Raw genomic sequence first — 19,514 nt, 5'->3', positions numbered from 1 at the left:
CGCGGCGTTACTCGCCGGGATCGGGATCGCCGATGCGGCGGAGGAGGACCGAGATGCGGGCCTGCAGGTCGAGCAGATTTTGCCATTCGCGCGTATCCAACGCCACCTTTTCGGCCGCTTCGTTCACTTCGACCGAGAGCAGCAGATGGCGGATACGAATGTGGACATACTCCAACAGTTCGGCCAGCTGCGCCGCTTGGGCCGGACTGAGGCGCTCAGGCAACTCGGGCGGCTCCAGCGAGTAGATCGCGGCCTGGAGGTCTTCTTCCTGGTTGTTCCAATTCAACTCAAATTCGAGCGACGAGGCGCTGTCGCTGGGGGATTGCGGACCTTGCGTCTGCTCTTCTTCGCCCCGTTCTTTTTGGCGTTGCATCCGCAACTGGGCGAGTCGATCGGCAATTTCGTCTTCGGAGCCGTACAGGATGACCGAGCGGCCGACATGAATCATGTCGCCGTATCGGAGAATGCGCAGGTGAATATCTTCGCCGTTGACCCGGGTGCCGTTGGTGCTTTCGAGATCGGCCAGAACCACTTTGCCGTGATCTTCCTGGATCTTGATATGGAACCGGCTGACCCGCTCGTCCTTCAACTGGAGGGTGTTCCCCTCTTCGCGGCCGATGGTCACCGGAGTTTCCAATTGATCAAACACCGAACCGCGGTCCGCGCCGTCGATGATTCGTAATGTAACCAGCGCCATGATAAGAATTTACTGCGCCCGTGAACTCAATTCCAGGAAAGCCCTCTATTATTGCGCAAGCCGGCCTTGGTGACGAGTATAGCACTGAATCAGCCGTTGGGCGGTGCTGGCGCCATTGCTGCGAGCGGGCAAAATGGTATTATTTGCGGTGCTGCACGCTGGGTGACGCTCAGCAGATGCGCAGCTGCCGGCCGAAAAGGCCGTGAATCGCGGATGTAGCTCAATTGGATAGAGCATCGGTCTTCGAAACCGAGGGTTGGGGGTTCGAATCCCTCCATCCGCACTTTCTTTTCCCTGTTTTTCTGGGGAAGCAGGGACCTGCGAGCGTTTCGCGGCAAGTCAGCGACTTCCGACGCCCAATCGTCGTCGCACGAATTCAGCGCCAATTTTGATGTAGGCGATTCAAAATATTGCTGGGCTGGCCGCAGTAATCGATGAGCGACTAGCGCGTTGATCGCATCTTTCTATTCCATCCCTCGTTTGTTTCATTGCGGCTGGGCGACCAACTTTCCCATGCGTGATTCCTGCTCTTGGAGTAGTTCTCTCGACGCTTGCGGAGCAGGTTTCCTCAAGCTCATTTTCGAGGATGTCGCTGAAATACGGCCAGGGCTGGAAATGACCGCCGCTTTGCCAGCAAACGGAAAGCTGAGGAACAGAACAACGCGCTCATTAAAATAATGGGCCTAATATTTCCATGAAATGGAAAGCGTCAAAATAGATTGGCACGATTGGCGCGAAGTGCGGTTATCTAAATCGGTTGCGCATTAAAATCGGGCTCGCGACGAGTTGCATTCGGCGATTGTCTTAGCCGCCCTGTTTCCGCAGTACGAACACCGCATCCGACAACTGAGCATCCAGCGGGACCGGGTCGTCAATGTCGTAATTGAAGTCGTACGTCTCGCAGAGTTTTAGCTCGGGGACCTTGGCCAATAAGCTCAGAAACTGCTTGTGGGTATAGAGCCGATAGTCGTACTCGGATTGCAGCTTTAGGTCTCGCTGGCCGCTTTTCACACGCAGATTGAAGCGGATGCGTTCGAGTCGCTGGCGGCGGTTGAAATCGACGACGCGCAGGGTCAGCGTCACTTTGGTTGGACCATGCCGAGCGGTCGATCGCTCGGTGCAGTCGGGATCGGCGTCGAGCGGGATCAGGTGAAAGCCGAGCAGGAAGATTCCTCCCGGCTTGAGGACCGCCGCAACTTGTTGCAAATGCGCCAGCGCCGCTTGTTCGGTCGTTAAGTGGCGAAACGTATTGACCAAATTGACGACGCAATCGACCGGCTTGGCCAGCGCAAAGTCGGTCATGTCGCCGACAAAGACTTCGCCTGGCAGCTTGCGACGTCGCAAGCGCTGTTGCACGTAGCGGACTGACGGTTGGCTGAGATCGAACCCGGTGACGTGGTAGCCGCGTTTGGCCAGTTCGACCATTAAGCGACCGCCGCCGCAGCCAGGCTCCAGGATGGTTTGCAGCGGGATTTGCGCGTATTTTTCGGCGGCCGACTCAACAAAGTCGGCTTCAAATAACGTTTCGTCGCGAAATGCGAGGTCCCAATACTGCGGATAGTCGTAGCACTCGACCGAGGAACGCCTATTCGGCTTCGTCATCCTCACCGCCGCTTGATTCGATATTTTGCTCTAGGCGAATCGCCAGGCGGACCAGATCGGGAACGTTGTCGACCCCCATTTTTTTGAAGACGTTATGACGCCGCGCTTCGACGGTTCGCAAGCTGACATCCAAGCGGCGAGCGATCACTTTGTTCGCTTTGCCTTGGACCATCAGTTTCATGACGTCCTTTTCTCCTTCGGTGCAGGTCTGGAAGAGCTTTTCGGCCTCTTCCTTGTCGATGTCTTCGGCGCGCCATTTGGCGTCCAGTCCGATCGCTTCGTTCACCGCATCGACAATCTCTTGCTCTTTGCAGGGCTTTTCTAGAAAGGTCACGGCGCCGTTGCGCATGGCGCGGACCGTTGTTTGGGTATTTGCGTGCGCCGTGATCAATATGACCGGGATCCGGTAGCCGACCGTCAGCAAGCGTTCCTGCAACTCCACTCCACTCAGACCGAGCATGCGAACGTCGGTAATGACGCAGCCGCAACGGTCGGCGGAAAAGGTGGCGAGGAACTCTTCGGCAGACGAAAATTGCTCGGTCTTTAATCCCAGCGAATCAATCAGCATCCCAATCGATTCGCGCGCGGCGGGATCGTCATCAATGATGAACACGGTTGGTGTCGAGGGCATTTTCTACTTCCGTACCTTCAGTTGCGATCGGCAATGTAAAACGGAACTCCGCTCCTTCGTTGGAAGGCTGGCACCAAATCTTACCGCCATGAAGCTCGACGATCGAGCGAGAAATTGCTAAACCCATTCCCATTCCGCCATCTTTTGTCGTGCGGAAAGCTTCAAAAATGTCGACCTCGCCGGGAAGACCGGGCCCTGAATCTCGCACGCCAAGCTCGACCATCTCCGCTTTGACTTGCGCGCTAATATATACGATCCGATGTCCCGGCACCGATTTCATCGCTTCACAGGCGTTGGTGACCAGATTAATCAGAACCTGTTGAATCTGAATCGCATCGACGTCGACCGTCGGCATTTGATCCGGCAAATCGTACCGGACAAATACGTCGTTGTCTCGGATCATGGGAGCGATCAATTCGACCGAGTCATGAATCAACTCGTGAATTTCCCGATTTTCCAGCTTCGGCTCGGTGCGGCTCGCGAAATTGCGCAAGCGGCGAATGATTTCGCCGGCGCGTGTCGCTTGATCCACGATGCGGCCAATGCAATGAGCGATGTTCTGCTCGCGATCTCCGCGTTCCGATTTTAACAGATTGGCGCAGGTGCTGCCGTAGTTGGAGATCGCATAGAGCGGCTGATTCACTTCGTGCGCAATACCGGCCACGATTTCACCCAGCGTGCTAAGCCGTGCGACGTGGGCCAGTTCCATGTTGCGGCGCCGCAATTCGTCATCGGCACGGATTTTTTCCGAAATGTCATTCACCACGCCGACCACATGCGTCGCGATTCCTTTTTCATCACGAACCGGCGCAATGGAGATTTCGCACCAACCGAACTCTCCTTCGGCGCGAGCCAGACGAAGCGTCTCTTGCATCGCGATTCCTTGACGAATTCCACTTTGCAATTGCTGCAACTGGTCGGCTTCGCGCGGATCGGCCCGAAAGAAATCAAGACTCTCTCCTTCCAGCTTGCCAGGCGCGACGCCGAGCATCGCTTCGAGGGCCGGGTTGCCGTACACGATCTTGGGTTCGACTTCGGACAGCCCGACAATGAAGACTCCGTTGGTCGCCGAAGCGATCGCGCGATCCCGCACGCGCAGCGCAAGTTCGGCCCGTTTACGTTCGGTAATGTCGAGAAAAACAATCTGACAAGCGGGATTTCCATGATAGTCGATCGGCGTTCCGGCGACGGAGACGTCGATAATGCTGCCGTCAACGCGCAGCATGTGCTGTTCGGCCGCAGCGGTCGATTGGCCGGAATACAGCAGCGCAATCCGCCCGCGAACAAATTCACGCTCGTCCGGCACAATAAAATCTTCGATCGGGCGTCCAATGAGATCGCTGTCGGTCGTCGCACCCAGGCACTCGACCGCTTTTTCGTTGGCCAGCACGACTTTTTCCATGCTATGGACCAAGATCGGCACCGGCGAGTTGTCGACCAGCGCTCGATAGCGGCGTTCGCTGTTCCGCAGCGCCAACTCGGCGTCGCGTTTGTCGCAGATCAATTGCCATTGGCGAATGGCGCGTTCGGCGATACGCGGCAGTTCTGAAAAGAAATGCTCGGTCTTCACTACATAATCAATCGCACCGCGCTTCAGCGCTTCGACCGCCGTTCGCTCGTCGCCGTAGCTGGTCATGACGACGATCGGAAACTGCTGGTCTTCAGGGCGACGATGCGACAACATCTCGACGCCGCGACCATCGGGCAGCATATTATCGACCAGCGCCAGATCGGGACAGCGTTGGGCGATTTCGTTGCGAGCCTCTTCTAGCGACGCCGCGATGATCACTTCGAATTGCGTCGAGAACGTGTTAAACGCCCGACTCATCAGAATCGCATGGGAGCGTTCATCCTCGATGATCAAGATGCGGTATTCGTCGGGCACAGATCTTACCTCTTGCAACGAGATTCCATCTATCGCCGTTTGGGCGACTCATTCCAAACTAACCAATAGAAGCCCAGATCGCTCAGCATTTTTGAGAACTCGATAAAGTCGATCGGCTTCACTAAGTAGCTGTTTACATGGTGACCATAGGCCTGATTGACGTCGGCTTCGGCGTCGCTGGTCGTCAATACCACGACCGGAATGCTCGACGTCGAGGGATTCTTTTTGATCTCGCTTAAGACGTGCAGCCCATCATATTTCGGCAGGCGTAAATCGAGCAGAACCAGATCGGGAAGCGTTTCCACGTTTTGATATTGGCCGATTTGAAACATGTACTCCAGAGCCGACTCGCCGTTGTCGACATGGACGATCTCGTTGGCGACGGCATGCTCCCGGAAGCTCCGCATGACAAGCTTCGCATGCGCGGCGTTGTCTTCCACTAGCAATACTTTAATGGGTCGTCCTTGCATTGTTGCCTTAACCTAACCTAGCGGTTGATATCAAGGAAGAACTGGGATCGCGCGGAATGCGAAAACAAAAGCAAGAGCCTTTTACGGGATTCGCCTCGACCCAGATTTCTCCTTGATGAAATTCAATGATTCGTTTGGCGATTGCAAGTCCGATACCCGTACCGTCTGAGTGGGGATCGAGCTTTTCAAACAAGCCAAAGATTTTGTCGCGAAAATGAGCCGGGATGCCGGGACCATTGTCCCGCACCCAGCAGGTAGTGTTGTCTTTATCGGACGACAACTGAATTGTGACCCGCGGATCGCCCACTTCCGCATATTTTATTGCATTTTCAACAAGATTCTGCAGGACTTCCTGCAGGCGTACCCGGTCTCCAAAAAACTGGCTGTCATCGCAGGAGACCGATATGTTGACCTGTTTTTCGGCGATTGTGCCGGCCAAAAATGTCAAAACGGCGTCGATCATCTGTCGCCCATCGACAAATCCGCTGGGATTGCAGACGCGACCGATCCGCGAAAGTTCTAACAAATCGTCTAACAAGTCCTTCATTTTTTCGGCCGCGTCGCTGATGATCTGCATATCTTCTTCGACCGCGGGCATATCGCTACGATCAATATCTTGAGCCAGCGCCCCTAGAAATCCTTTGATCGTTATGAGCGGAGATTTGAGATCATGCGAGACGGTATAGGTAAATCGCTCTAGTTCCGTATTTTTCGCTTCCAGCGTCGTGATCAACGTTTCACGTTCTTTGATCGCCAGACGTGATTCGGTGACGTCGACGACCGTCGAGAGGGCCAAAGTTCGACCGCCCACGTAGTAGGGGACTCCAATCACGTGAGCGTAGAAGACTCCTCCCCCTTTGCGGACGCCGATCGCCCCAGATTCAAAACGATTGCCTTGGCCGATGGTCTCTAAGAAGTCTTGAAATACGGGGTGGCTGTCGGGATGAATAAAATCTAGCGGCTTCATCTCCATCATTTCGTCGCGGGTATACCCATGCAAGCGGCACGCGGTTGGATTGACATCCACGAGCGTCCCATCCAGCGCGTAGATAAAAAAGCCGTTGACGGCGGCCTCAAAGATCGCTCGATAACGCTCTTCGTTTTCGCGTACGATCCGTTCCGTCTCTTTTCGAGCGGTGATATCGGCCATGGCGCCAGCCAGGCGGACCGCTTCGCCCTCTTCATTCCACACGCCGTCGCCCGACATGCGGAACCAGCGATATTCGCCCGATTCGACGCGAAAGCGACATTCGGCGTCAAACTTTCCCGCCCGCGCCAAGAACTTGCCGAACATCGCTTCGACACGCGTCAGATCCTCTGGGTGCAGCCGTTCTCGCATGCTGGCGCGAGACGGCGCCTCACTGCCGGGCGGCAATCCAAACAGCTCGAACATCCGATCCGACCAGAAAAAACGGTTCTCCAGGATCTCCCATTCCCAGATCCCTTGTTGCGCTCCGCTGATGGCCAATTGAAAACGATCCTCACTCGCTTTCAGAGCGCGTTCCGCTTCGTAGTCGTCGGTGACGTCATCAATAACCAGGACAGCGCCGTCGAATTCGCCATGCTCATCTTGTAGCGGCGCTCCATTGATATGCAGAACGCGACGATCTCCCGGGGCGCGTTCTAGGATATATCGCACGCCGGATACCGGCGCATTGGTCCGTTTGACGATCGCGTAGGCGGTGTCATCCTTATCGAGCGGTTTGCCGCTGAGGTCGAAACGAAGCCATGTCGGTTCCTGAAAGACATTGGCTTCAGACGTCAGGGCCAGTAGTTCGATTGCGCGCCGATTTGCGTATCGCGTCGCGTCATGCGCGTCGACGATCGTGATCGCGGCGACGCTCGCTTGCATGATTCGCTCCAGCATCGCCTTTTCGCGTCGCAGCATCTCTTCGTGCAGTAAGCGCTGCTCGACATTGCGAACGATCGCGATAAAGAGGGGTTGGCCATTTTCGACGAAACGACCGATGCGCACCTCTACAGGAAATTCCGTGCCATCTTTGCGGCGGTGTCTTCCTTGCAGCGGCGCCGTCGAAGTGTTGTCAACAATCGTCGTGTGCAGATCAACGATCTGGTCTCGCTTCCACTTCACTTCGACGTCATCCGAGTGAAGTTGCAACAGTTCTTCACGCGTGTAACCGAGACTGCGGCACGCTTCGTCGTTGACGTTGATGATTTGAGCGTTGGCGTCGACCAAAAACAACGCGTCGGCGGCGGCGTCGAAAAGCGCGCGAAAACGCGCTTCGCGCGCTTCCACGTCCGTGAGATGCTTTGCTCGGTCCAATTCCGCATCGGCCAGTCGACTGGCCAGAAAGTTAAACGACTGCGCGAGCGGCGCGAATTCGTTTAAATCTGCTTCCGGTAAGCGAACGCTTTTGTCACCCTGGGCGAATCGTGCATGAGCGGCCGTAATCTTCTTGAGCGGGGAAAGCGCCCGATTCGTGAAGAGCAGACCCAATGCGATCGCGACCGCCAGGCCGATCCCGGCTCCTCCCAGCTGCGCCCAGCGAAGACGTCGAAAGATCGGCAAGAAGGTCGTATCGTCAGGGTAGATCAGCGCCAACGACCAGCCAGAAATGGTCGCTTCTCCAATCACCACCGTGTTGGAGTTCCCGTTTGCATCGGTAATCGAACTGCGGTCTTCCAGTTGCGATGAAGGGGACTTGAGGTTCCCGGCGATCACGTTTGCGTCGGAATCAATCAACAACAATTTCGCTTGATGAGAGACATTCGCATTTTCGATGTACTGAACCAAATGCCTTTCCAGGATGGTCAAACCGACGGCGCCAATTTGCTTTCCGGCGAAATCAAAAGTCGGTACTAACACGAGCACGATGTTTTCGCCCGATCCGCGACTTTGCAGCAGTCGCGAGATCACGGTTTCGCCTGACAAGACGCGCTCAAAATATTCGCGATCACTAACGTTAAACTGGGCGCCGTCGACTCCATAAACGTCGCCGTTCAGCTCGTCATAGTACATCCCTTCGATCTGATCTCCCAGCGACTTCCGCTGCTCGATCAGGTACGGCAAGATCTCTTGGCGGTTTCCCCCTTGAATTTCCTTAGCGGCGGCGATCGCTTCCAATCTTGCGACGTAATTTTGAAAGAACCCTTCCATGCGGGCGATTTGGAGTTGGAGCTCGGTTTGCTGGACCTGCTGAATCTCTTCCAGAACTAAGCTCCGGGTCATCATGTAATTGAGCAGCATCGTCAGCCCCACTGCGACAAGCGCAGGGACAATCCCCAGCAAAAGATATTTACGAAGCAGCGGCATGCTTACGTGCGGAAAAGAGGTTGAACGACAGGAGTTGGAATACGAGTTGCTCGGATTATCGGCTAAATGGAGACAATCGTCAAAATCTCCTCGCGGCCCTGTTTCCGCGTAATCGTACCGTCGTCTATCGACGACGACTCACTCCACCCGAAGTGGGCGAAATCCCCCATTCGGCAGAGTTCGTGCAACCCGGTGCAAGACGCTCGAAATCTCTCCCAACGATGGCGCAACGGCTTCCCTTCGCCTGGCAACGCGCCGTCGTGTGGTAGATGAGTTGGTCTGGCCGGTTATTTGTGGGGCGGTTGGGCGGTTCTCCACTTGGCGGCGAAGCTCGCCTTTGCAACGGAAAGACGTCATGCGCCAAATCTGCACATCGGTGGGCCTGTTGATTCTTCGCTTGACGTTCGGCTTATCAATGCTGCTGTTGCATGGGGTGGGGAAATATCAACGCTACGACGCATTGACCGATAATTTCTACGATCCGCTCGGCGTCGGCGTCAACAATAGCTTGAACTTAACCATTTTCATTGAAATCGTGTTTCCGATATTTCTGCTGATCGGGTTCGCGACGCGGCTCGCTTCGTTGCAACTGGTTTTCACGATGCTGGTCGCGCTGCTCTTGGTGCATCACGCCGATACTTGGAAAGAAAGCGAGCGGGCCCTTATTTATATGGGCGCTTTTGCGACCCTCCTCTTCACGGGGCCAGGCCTCTTTTCGATCGATGCGATCCTGCGGCGCAAGTTTTGGCCCACCCTGGAAGAGCGAGCCGCCGCTTGATTCATGCGCGGCGAATTTGCGTTGCATCTGGTATCTTAAGTCGCAGTCAGCCTATTCCACCTCTCCGGCGACTGGGACCCTATGTTTGACTTGTTCGTTCGTGACACGCAATCGAATCGCCGCGTACGTCGTTCCCTGGAAGTCGGCCGATCCTTTTTGATTGGCCGCAAAACGGAGCCGTTTGCGGCGCCGTGGGATGGAAAGATCTCGTCGCAACATGCCGAAGCGACCTGGGATGGACGCGTGCTTCATATCCGCCGTCTGGCGACGGCGGCCAATCCGATCTTTTTTGAAGGGCGCGTGACCGAATCGGTGAACGTCGCGCCGCGGCAATACTTCGTGATTGGGCGAACCGAATTTCATGTCGTGCCCCATGAAGTCGACGCGACGATCGACTCTCCGCGGCCGCAAGCGGAAGTCACTTTGGCGCCTGCCCGTTTGCAAGCGGCCCCTTTTCGCGTCGCCGGAGAACGGATTGACGCGATCTCAAAATTAGCGAGCGAAGTTTCGGCCGCGTCCAGTGACGAGCAGTTGGCGGCGCGCACGCTGGAAGTAGTTCTCAAAGGGATCCCGCATGCCAAAGGGGCGGCGATCTTTGAAAAGCGGGGGGATCCGATCATCACGGCGGCGATCCATCTGCGTGACGACAACGTGCCGATGACGCCCAGCGCAAAGTTGATCTTGCAGACGCTCAAGAGTCGCGAGTGCACGATTCATGTCTGGGAAAAAGGGGAAGAGCAAGCGGAAGGGATCACCGTCGATCCCCATGCCGAGTGGGCGCTGGGCGCTCCGATTGGAGCGCTTCCCGCCGTCTTGTACGTCTCGGGCGTCAGTCCGCGCTTGACCGGTCAAGCGACCGAAGTCGCGACGTTGCAAGACGACCTGAAGTTCACCCTCTTGGCGGCGGCTACCTATGGAAACTTGCTCAACGCGCGCGAATTGCAAAAACGGCAGACTTCGTTCGCCCAGTTCTTTTCGCCCAGTTTGCAGCAGTTGCTAGCGCAGGATGATTGGGAGAGTTTGCTGCAGCCGCGAATCGCTGATGTCACGGTCTTGTTTTGCGATCTGCGTGGTTTTAGTCGGCGCACCGAGCTTCAACGTGATCGTCTCTTGCAACTGTTGGACGAAGTGAGCGACGCGATCGGCATGATGACCGCAGCGATCCTGGATCACGGCGGCGTGATCGGCGACTTTCATGGGGACGCCGTGATGGGGTTTTGGGGTTGGCCGGTCGCGAAAGAGGATGACGCGGCGGCCGCGTGTCGCGCGGCGCTGCAAATTCTCGATGCGGCCGATCGTGATGGTCGCTATCGCGTGGGGATCGGAATCGCTTCGGGCAGCGCCGTCGCCGGCAAGATCGGCAGCCAGGATCAAGTGAAGGTGACGACGTTGGGCCCACCGGTGAATCTGGCCTCGCGGCTGGAGAGTCTCAGTAAGCAGTTCGCATCTCCGGTGCTGGTCGATGAAGCGACCGCTCTCGCTGCCGGTTGCGCAGACCTCCGTTTCGAACGCTTGCTGAAAGTGCAGCCGGCGGGAATGGAGCAAGCGACGACAGTTTATGCGCTTTCCTCCTCTGATTCTCCCGCCAAATTTGCCGAACTAGAGCCGGCGCTCAAAGCGTTTAATCGGGGAGATTGGACATCTTCGCTCGAAGCGTTTCGTCGCACCGGCGCAGGACACCCGCTACGGCAATTGATCGAAGCCTACATCGCCCAAATCGGCGAGTCCCCCGGCGAAGCATGGAACGGCGCGCTGCCGATCGAGCGCAAGTAACCAAGCTCGACTTGGAAACGAGAGCGTTGCGCCCATTTTGAAGTTGCGCTATGTACATGGTTGGCCGCGATAGCTCCGCTATCGGGGCGGCGCAGCCGTAAGCAGCATTGGTTCCCGGTAAGCAGCTCAGGGATTCTTCGCCATCTTAAACGGTGGAGCTGCCCCCGTAGTAAGTCCGACCGCAGGCCGATGCTTCCTACCGGCTTCGTCGGCCCAGATAGCGGAGCTATCTGGGCCAGCCCGACTCCATCTGGCTAAATAGTGCAATTTCAATACTTGCGCTGCGGGCTACGAAGAGGAAGTGAGCTTCTCCTACTGCGACTTCGCTTGCAACAAACTGGTGATAAATCCCAGCATGTCGTTGCGGTTCTGACAAAATGCGGCCAGTTTTTCGTAGTCGCCTGACGCGTTGGAGAGCTCGACCAACGTCGGGGCGATTCCCATCGTATGGACTCCTTCCGGAATCATCCGCAGCGCCGCATCCAGCGCTTCGCTCGCTTTGCCGGTGCGGGCCAACAGCGAGATGTAGGTTTCGATCGCCAACGAACCTTCGCGGCGAATGTCGCTCGCTTCCGCTTTTTCGCGAAAGTGCTTCAGCGCCTCGTCGTAGTTTTCGCCCAGCAACGCCTGAAAGAAAAGCGCGTTATGCGGGTAGGTGCTAGTGAACGGAACCGGCTGTTCATACTGCAGCTGCGGATCGAGACGTTCTCCGTAAGCAGTGAGATCAAGCGCCAACCGCAACAGTTCGGGGTCATCCAACACGCGGGCAAAGCGGACGGTCGCCGCTAGATGGCTCGCGTCAATGTGATAGCCGCCGGTGCTAAACAGCCAATCGCGCGGCGCGATCATCTCGGCCAATGTCGCTTCGGTCGGATCGGATCCCTCTTGATGCGCGATGTCCGCTTTCAGGGTCGCGCTCAGTTCGTCGTGCAAATGTTTCAGCAACTTCGCCGCGAGCGGTTGCTGTCGCGCCGGAGGGAGCCCGGCGAACTGTTGTTCGTACGTGGTGATCGCATTGCAGGTGCCGTGATGCTCTAGCAGCAAACCAAAGCCCAACTCGGGGGCGATCCCTTCGTGCAGCGCAACTTCGATCACGTCGTCGAGCGTATCTTCTTCGTCAAAGTCGGCATCGCGGATGGCGCGCAGGACCGGCTCTTTGTCTCCGACCGGTCGCAGATAGTACCAACCTTCGCGAATTCTGCCTTCGTCCAGCAGCAGCGTACCGACCTCGCGGCAGATCTCGATCAACGCATCTTCCAGCGCGTCCCGCTTTTCTTCGGACAGGTCTTCCCCGGCGTCGGCGTACAGCAGCGGCAGCCCGAGTCGTAACCGCGCAAGCATTTTGAGCGATTCGAATAGCTCGTAGTGCTTCTTCTCTTTGCGGAACTCGTCCGAAAGTCGCTGGAGCGCCGCCTCGGCGCCTTGCTGATCGAGGGCGCTCCGAATTTCATCGTAAGGGCTGGCGGACAAAGCGAGATCTCCTGAAGGCGGGCCGAATGGGAACAAAGCGGATCGTTCTATCGTATCAAGCCGGGCCGCGCGAGTGAAGAAAGCCGCAGGTTTCGATCGTAGCGATTCTAGCGACCAGAAAAACTGCGCTCGACTTGCGGGCCGCATCAGGGCGATGCTAGGCGTTATTGACAACGGCACGATTTCTCCTCTCGGCGGAGCGGCGATGGCTGGCGGAAAATACTACGACTGCGTGATAATCGGCGGCGGACACAATGGTCTGGTCACGGCCGCCTATTTGGCCAAAGCCGGCAAAAAAGTCTGCGTGCTGGAGCGTCGGCACGTTCTGGGCGGATGCAGCACCACCGAAGAGCTGTGGCCCGGCTTTAAGGTGTCGACCGCCGCCTACGTGATTAGTCTCTTTCTGCCGGAGATCATCCGCGACCTGCAACTCAAATCGCACGGTCTGGCGATCTTGCCGCGCGATCCGTCGTCGTTTACCCCCACGCCTGACGGTCAGTCGCTGCTGCTGCGTCATGACGAGTTAGCGACGCAAAAAGAAATCAGCAAATTCAGTCAACGCGACGCCGAGCGTTATCCGCAATACAACGCGCTGCTGGAGCGGGTCGCGAAAGTGATTGAACCGCTCTTGTCACGTACGGCGCCCGATCCGCTGCCGATGCCCAAAAGTTGGCGAAAAATTGGGGTCAGCAAGCGACTGCGCGACGCGAGCCGTTTGTGGGATATGTATAGCGAGCTGGGCAAGTTGGGAACCGATATGCCGGCCGCGCTGGAACTGTTGACCGGCGCCGCGCGGCCGATTGTCGAACGTTGGTTTGAAAGCGAACCGCTCCGCGCCACGTTAGCGACCGACGCGATCATCGGCGCTTTTGCGTCGATCTCGGCGCCGGGAACCGCCTACGTGCTGATGCATCATGTGATGGGAGAAGCCGGCGGCAAACGAGGCGTTTGGGGTTACGTGCGCGGCGGCATGGGCGGTCTGGCGACGGCGCTCGAAAAAGCGTGCCAACAATACCGCGTTGACATTCGCCGCGAAACGTCGGTCTCGCGCATCTTGGTCGACAAGGGGAAAGTCCACGGAGTTCAACTGGCCGGCGGAGAAACGATCGAAGCCGAATTTGTCGGTTCCAGCATCGACGCACATTGGACGTTTGAAAAATTCCTCGATCCCGATCAACTGCCGCCAGAGTTTCTAACGGCGATCCAAAATATCGACTACGCATCGGCGTCAGCCAAGATCAATCTGGCTCTCTCAGAGCCGCCAAACTTTACCGCTGTCCCTTCGACCGGCGTCGCCGAGCATCATCACGGGACGATGCACATTTCGCCCGACATCGACTATCTTGAGCTGGCCTACGACGACGCCAAGTATGGACGACCAAGCGCCAATCCGATCTTGGAAATGACGATGCCGACGTCGGTCGATGATTCGATCGCGCCCGAGGGTCAGCATATCCTGTCGATGTTTGTGCAGTACGCTCCGTACAAACTGCGCGAAGGATCGTGGGACGACATCAAAGAAAAGTTCGCTGATCGCTGCGTCGAGGTTCTGGCGCAGTACGCGCCGAATGTTCCCGGTTCGGTCTTGCATCGTCAGGTTCTCTCGCCGCTGGATCTCGAACGAACGTTTGGCATCACCGGCGGAAATATCATGCAAGGCGCGATGAACTTTAATCAGCTCTTTGTCACGCGGCCCGTCCCCGGCTGGGCCGATCATCGCACGCCGATCGCCGGGCTCTATTTGTGCGGCGCCGCCAGCCATCCCGGCGGAGGGGTCATGGGCGCCGCCGGCAAGAACGCGGCGACCGAAATGCTGCGAGATTACTAGGAGATCGGCAAGAATTCGTAGTCTGGGATGAAGCGGCGGCGTTTTTCGACAATAATACAAGCTCTCGGCGCATCCATGCGTCAACCTGAGATATCCGTGCCCCCGGAGCTTGACCCATGTTGCGACATCTTGCCTGCGCCGCCCTATTGCTGCCGCTCTGGCTGAATCTAACCTCCGCCGCTGATCCGCCGAACGTGTTGTTTATCGCCGTCGACGATTTGAATGACTGGGTCGGCTGCTTGGGAGGGCATCCGCAAACTCGTTCGCCGAACATTGATCGCCTGGCGGCGCAAGGGGTTTTGTTCGAGCGGGCTTATTGCTCGGCGCCGGCCTGCAATCCGTCGCGGGCTTCGCTGCTGACCGGCATTGCGCCGTCGACATCCGGCGTCTATCACAACAATCAGCCCTGGCGCCCAGCGATGCCGGATGCGGTGACGCTGCCGCAGTTCTATCAACAAAACGGCTATGACGTCCTTGGGTGCGGTAAGATCTTCCATGGTTCGTATCGCGAAGACAGTGGGTGGGACGAGTATCTGAAACAGACCGGCGATCCCAAACCGCAACAACTGCCGGCCAACGGCATCCCCAAGACGTCACACTTTGACTGGGGCCCGGTCGACGCCCAAGACGCCGAGATGAGCGACTATCAAATGGTCGATTGGGCGATCGATCAGCTGGGACAGAAGCACGATAAGCCCCTCTTTTTGGCCTGCGGGATCTACCGCCCTCACCTGCCCTGGTTTGTGCCGCAAGAATACTTCGAGCACTTCCCGCTCGATCAAATTCAACTGCCGCAAATCAAAGCGGACGATCTGGCCGATGTGCCGGAGGCAGGCGTCAAGATCGCCAAGCCGAACGGCGATCACAAGAAGGTGACGTCGACCGACAATTACGCGAAAGCGGTGCAAGGCTATCTGGCCAGCATTGAGTTCGCCGACGCCCAAGTCGGGCGCTTGATCGCAGCGCTCGAAGCGAGTCCCTACGCCGACAACACGATCATCGTTCTGTGGGGAGATCATGGTTGGCACTTGGGCGAGAAGCAGCACTGGCGCAAGTTTTCGCTTTGGGAAGAAGCGGATCGCGTGCCGCTATTGATCATTGCCCCCGGCATGACGAAGCCCAATCAGCATTGCGAGCGCACGGTCACGCTGTTGGATCTCTATCCGACGCTGGCCGAACTATGCGGGCTGACCGCGCCGAAAGTTGTGGAAGGCCAAAGTCTGGCGCCGCTTTTGAAAGATCCCGCCGCCGCATGGGATCGGCCGGCGATTACCACGCACGGCAAAAACAATCACGCGGTCCGCGACGAGCGCTGGCGCTACATTCGTTACGCCGATGGAAGTGAAGAGCTGTACGACCATCAAGAGGATCCGCAGGAATGGACCAACGTTGCCGAAGTGCCGAAAAACGACGCCGTGAAAAAACGTCTGGCCAAGTGGTTGCCGATGGTGAACGCGAAAGATGCCGAGAAGGAACCGGCCAAGACCGCCAAGAAGCCGAAACTGAATTCAACAAGCGGAACGGTGACGCTGAAAGGCCAGCCCTTGGCTGGCGCCACAATTACTTTCTATGGTGGCAAAGGGGGAACCCGAGCAACCGGCGTTACCGACGAAAATGGAAAGTACGAGATGTCGACGCCGGACAATCGCGACGGATCGCCGACCGGCGATTTCAGGGTGACGATCAGCAGTCCGAAACTTCCTTCCCGCTATACCAATCTCCAGCAGACATTTTTGATGGTGAAGATCGTCAAGGGAGACAACGTCTTGGACTTTAGCTTGACGTTGCCGTAGTTGTCACCACGAAGCGTCCAACTCTCCACGTAGTACGGTGACCGCTGCGCCGCGCAACTTGGCTCGATCACCATCTAACGTCACCTCCAACTCTCCACCGCGCTGCGAGCATTGAAACGCTCGCAGCGTTTGTTTTTTCCACTTCGGCGCCCAGTAGGTCACCAGCGCACAGTGGGCCGAGCCGGTCACCGGATCTTCGTCGATCCCGCAAGCCGGCGCGAAGAATCGCGAGAGGAATTCGTAGTTCTCGCCGTCGCCGCGGCAGGTGACGATCACGCCGCGTGCGCGAATTTCGGCCAAGCGGCGAAAGTCGGGGGCAACGCTGCGCAGCTCCGCTTCGCTCGCCACTTCCACCAACACATCGCGGCGATTACGGCCGGTCGCGATCGGCTTGCAGCCCAAAGCGGCGATCAAGCCCGTCGGCGGATCGCCAGCTTCGATTTCGTCGATCGGAAAGTCAAGCTCGATGCGGTCGTTAATTCGCACCGCGGTTAGCACCCCGCTGCGCGTGTTGAACTCGATCGTCGCATCGGTCGCCGCTTTGCCGGTTTCCCACAAGAAGTGAGCCGCCGCTAGTGTTGCGTGCCCGCACAGATCGACTTCGACGGCCGGAGTGAACCAGCGCAAACGAAAACGGCTTTCCTCTTGCCAGAGAAAAGCCGTTTCCGAAAGATTCATTTCGGCCGCTACTGCTTGCAGCCAGCGATCTTCGCACGATTGCTCTAGCCAACAGACCGCGGCTGGATTACCGGCGAGCGGCCGCGCCGTAAATGCGTCGATTTGATAGAGTGTCTGCGGCATAGGACGTCTCGTGAGTCTGGGCGCGGGGAACTGCTGTAGGGGAGTGACAAGTCGACTCGGTAGTGGGTTCGCCTTCCTAGCGGTCGACGAGCGATCCGATTCTAATAGAGGCACGTCATCGCATGTCGCACTTTGCCTGCTAGATTCATGAAACCAAAAATCGCCGTTACGATGGGGGATCCGGCTGGAGTTGGCCCCGAGATCGCCCTGCGTCTGCTGGCCCATCCCGAAGTCGCCGCTTACTGCACGCCAATCGTTTTTGGCGACGCGCTACTACTGCGCCGGGTCGCGACCCAACTGAACCTGCCGATGTGCGCAACGATTATCGACGCCCGGCGCGGCGCTGACTCGCTGCGTGCGCTGACCGAACCGGCGATTTATGATCTGCAAGCGATCGAAGCGGACGCCGTTACGCCGGGACAGATTTCGGCCGCGTGTGGTCAGGCCTGCTACGACTATATCTTGGCGGCGATTCGCGCCGCCGAAGCAGGCCATGTCGACGCGATCAGCACCGGACCGATCAACAAAGAGGCGCTGCGCGCCGCCGGCGTCCACTATCCAGGGCACACCGAGATCTTCGCCGACGAGACCGACTCGGCCCGCATCTGCATGATGCTGACCTCCGCAGAGATCACTTGCGGCTTTGTGACGACGCATGTCGGCTACGCCGAAGTTCCGGCGCTGCTGACGCGTGAGCGAATTGTCGAAGTTATTCAACTGAGTCATGAGGCGATGCTCCGGATTCGCGGCCGAGCGCCAAAAATGCTGGTCTGCGGGCTCAATCCCCACGCCGGCGAGCACGGATTGTTCGGCAATTCGGAAGAAGAGCGGATCATCGCTCCGGCGGTCGCGGCGGCGCAGGCCATAGGAATTGATATCGCGGGGCCGTTTCCGCCTGATACGGTTTTCTTGCGCGAGCGTCGCGCGACGACGGATTGCGTGATCTGCATGTACCACGATCAGGGACACATCCCGCTGAAGGCGCTGGCGTTTGATGTGGCGGTCAATATCACGCTGGGGTTGCCGATTATCCGCACTTCGGTCGATCACGGTACGGCGTTTGATATCGCATGGCAAGGGAAAGCCGGAGTGACCAGCTTGATCGAAGCGGTCCGTCTGGCGTCGCGACTAGCGACCGAACCGGCGGAATCGTGTTCCCCCGAATTGGGCGGATTGGCCTGATTTCGCTGGAAATCGGCACGTGGAAAGGGGCGCCGGAGGAAGCTAGAATAGCTGCGTACCCAATTCTCCGCCGTTTCAACCACACGAGTCGCATCCATGCCGCTTCGCCGAACGCTTTCGCTGTTTGTTCTGTTGGTCTTATCCATCGCTACGCTGCGAGCCGAAGAGGCGCCGCCGGTCGCCTTCTCGGAAACGCCGCTCGACACCGTCGAGATGGTCCGCACGTTCAAGAACCTGCGCATCCGTCGACCGTTGATCATCACCAACGCCGCCGACGGCAGCGGGCGCTTGTTCATCGCCGAGCAACAAGGGGTGATTCACATCATGCCCAAGGATGAAGTGGAAGGAGAAACGACCGAGGTCTTTCTCGACATCGAGAAAAATGTCCACTTCAACCCGCGTCAAAACGAAGAAGGCTTTCTCGGCTTCGCGTTTCATCCTGACTACAAATCGAACGGCAAGTTCTATGTTTACTACACGACCGAGAAAGAAAAACAACTCTCGGTGATTTCGGAGTTCTCCGTTTCGAAGGACGATCCGAACAAGGCCGATCCGGCTTCCGAAAAAGTGTTGATGACGATCAAGCAGCCGTTTTGGAATCATAACGGCGGGACGATCAAGTTTGGTCCAGACGGCTATCTGTACATTGGCCTGGGCGATGGCGGCAGCGGCGGCGATCCGACCGGAAATGGTCAAAACCTGTCGACGCTGCTCGGTTCGCTCTTGCGAATCGACGTCGATCATCAAGCCGATGGCAAGAACTATGCGATTCCGGCCGACAATCCGTTTGTCGGCGTGAAAGACGCTCAGCCGGAGATCTACGCCTACGGTTTGCGGAACATCTGGCGTTTCAGCTTTGACCATAAGACCGGCGTCCTGTGGTGCGGCGAAGTTGGCCAAGACATCTGGGAAGAGATCGACCTGATCGTCAAAGGCGGAAATTACGGTTGGAACAAACGAGAAGGTTTCCACGAGTTCAAGAACAGCGGCGTCGCAGCGAATGACAAGATGATCGAACCGATCTGGGAATACAATCACGACGTCGGCAAGTCGATCACCGGCGGCCTGGTCTATCGCGGTACGGCGGTTCCCGAGTTGGTCGGAAAATACTTGTACGCCGACTACGTGACGGGTAAAGTTTGGGCGCTGGACTACGACCTGGAGGCAAAAAAGGTGCGCGCCAATTATCGCATCGCCAACCCGTCGAATCCGCCGGTCGTCACCTTTGGCGAAGATGAGTCAGGCGACGTGATCGTCAGCGCGATCTTCGGCGAATATGGCACGCTGTATCGATTTCAATCGAAGAAGTAAGTAGCGAACTCCACAGGGA

General features: G+C 57.3%; 14 protein-coding genes and 1 tRNA gene. 7 read left to right on the top strand and 8 right to left on the bottom strand.

What is annotated here, in order from left to right; all coding sequences use genetic code 11:
- Positions 1-7: 7 nt before the first annotated feature.
- Positions 8-697: an FHA domain-containing protein gene (locus DSM3645_RS00255; protein WP_002649945.1), complete on the bottom strand. Its 690-nt coding sequence runs from the start codon at positions 695-697 to the stop codon at positions 8-10.
- Between the two features lie 209 nt (positions 698-906).
- Between DSM3645_RS00255 and DSM3645_RS00250 the strand changes: the two genes are divergently transcribed.
- Positions 907-980 (top strand) — tRNA-Arg (locus DSM3645_RS00250).
- Between the two features lie 521 nt (positions 981-1,501).
- Here the strand turns inward: DSM3645_RS00250 and DSM3645_RS00245 are convergent.
- Genes DSM3645_RS00245 through DSM3645_RS27420 form a run of 5 tightly spaced genes read right to left on the bottom strand, consistent with a single transcriptional unit; the run spans position 1,502 to position 8,559 of the window.
- Positions 1,502-2,299 carry an SAM-dependent methyltransferase gene (locus DSM3645_RS00245; protein ID WP_002649944.1) on the bottom strand — a complete coding sequence of 266 codons (798 nt, stop codon included), beginning with the start codon at positions 2,297-2,299 and terminating at the stop codon, positions 1,502-1,504.
- Positions 2,283-2,930: a response regulator transcription factor gene (locus tag DSM3645_RS00240; RefSeq protein ID WP_002649943.1), complete on the bottom strand. Its 648-nt coding sequence runs from the start codon at positions 2,928-2,930 to the stop codon at positions 2,283-2,285. The genes DSM3645_RS00245 and DSM3645_RS00240 overlap by 17 nt, the downstream gene beginning before the upstream one ends.
- On the bottom strand, positions 2,899-4,815 hold the full coding sequence (locus tag DSM3645_RS00235; protein WP_002649942.1) for a PAS domain S-box protein: 1,917 nt from the start codon (positions 4,813-4,815) through the stop codon (positions 2,899-2,901). The genes DSM3645_RS00240 and DSM3645_RS00235 overlap by 32 nt, the downstream gene beginning before the upstream one ends.
- A 29-nt stretch (positions 4,816-4,844) precedes the next feature.
- Entirely contained in the window at positions 4,845-5,285 is a 441-nt protein-coding gene (locus DSM3645_RS00230; protein ID WP_040351423.1) for a response regulator, read from the bottom strand.
- Between the two features lie 7 nt (positions 5,286-5,292).
- A complete protein-coding gene (locus tag DSM3645_RS27420; RefSeq protein ID WP_002649940.1) occupies positions 5,293-8,559 on the bottom strand; it encodes a PAS domain S-box protein in 3,267 nt (1,088 codons plus the stop codon).
- Between the two features lie 355 nt (positions 8,560-8,914).
- Between DSM3645_RS27420 and DSM3645_RS00220 the strand changes: the two genes are divergently transcribed.
- Positions 8,915-9,337: a DoxX family protein gene (locus DSM3645_RS00220; protein WP_002649938.1), complete on the top strand. Its 423-nt coding sequence runs from the start codon at positions 8,915-8,917 to the stop codon at positions 9,335-9,337.
- An 81-nt stretch (positions 9,338-9,418) separates the two neighbouring features.
- The gene (locus tag DSM3645_RS00215; protein ID WP_002649937.1) at positions 9,419-11,110 is read left to right on the top strand and encodes an adenylate/guanylate cyclase domain-containing protein; all 1,692 of its coding nucleotides are present in this window, start codon (positions 9,419-9,421) and stop codon (positions 11,108-11,110) included.
- Between the two features lie 312 nt (positions 11,111-11,422).
- Here the strand turns inward: DSM3645_RS00215 and DSM3645_RS00210 are convergent, their stop codons facing one another.
- Positions 11,423-12,580, bottom strand: coding sequence for a hypothetical protein (locus DSM3645_RS00210; RefSeq protein ID WP_040351422.1), 1,158 nt, complete (start codon positions 12,578-12,580; stop codon positions 11,423-11,425).
- A 154-nt stretch (positions 12,581-12,734) separates the two neighbouring features.
- Here DSM3645_RS00210 and DSM3645_RS00205 point away from each other — a divergent pair, with 154 nt between their 5' ends.
- A complete protein-coding gene (locus tag DSM3645_RS00205) occupies positions 12,735-14,408 on the top strand; it encodes a phytoene desaturase family protein (protein ID WP_002649935.1) in 1,674 nt (557 codons plus the stop codon).
- Between the two features lie 116 nt (positions 14,409-14,524).
- On the top strand, positions 14,525-16,201 hold the full coding sequence (locus tag DSM3645_RS00200; RefSeq protein WP_002649934.1) for a sulfatase-like hydrolase/transferase: 1,677 nt from the start codon (positions 14,525-14,527) through the stop codon (positions 16,199-16,201).
- Between the two features lie 3 nt (positions 16,202-16,204).
- Here the strand turns inward: DSM3645_RS00200 and DSM3645_RS00195 are convergent, their stop codons facing one another.
- Positions 16,205-17,002: a PhzF family phenazine biosynthesis protein gene (locus DSM3645_RS00195; protein WP_002649933.1), complete on the bottom strand. Its 798-nt coding sequence runs from the start codon at positions 17,000-17,002 to the stop codon at positions 16,205-16,207.
- Positions 17,003-17,149: 147 nt separating this feature from the next.
- On the opposite strand from DSM3645_RS00195, the gene pdxA reads away from it, so the two are divergent.
- On the top strand, positions 17,150-18,184 hold the full coding sequence (gene pdxA, locus DSM3645_RS00190) for a 4-hydroxythreonine-4-phosphate dehydrogenase PdxA (RefSeq protein ID WP_002649932.1): 1,035 nt from the start codon (positions 17,150-17,152) through the stop codon (positions 18,182-18,184).
- Positions 18,185-18,280: 96 nt separating this feature from the next.
- Complete coding sequence (locus DSM3645_RS00185) at positions 18,281-19,495, top strand: PQQ-dependent sugar dehydrogenase (RefSeq protein WP_002649931.1); 1,215 nt, start codon at positions 18,281-18,283, stop codon at positions 19,493-19,495.
- Positions 19,496-19,514: the final 19 nt, after the last annotated feature.

Origin of the sequence: Blastopirellula marina DSM 3645, from assembly GCF_000153105.1 — a bacterium.
GTDB classification, from domain to species: domain Bacteria; phylum Planctomycetota; class Planctomycetia; order Pirellulales; family Pirellulaceae; genus Blastopirellula; species Blastopirellula marina.
Note: the sequence above shows the minus strand (reverse complement) of the source record. Positions and strands in the feature narration are given on the sequence as shown.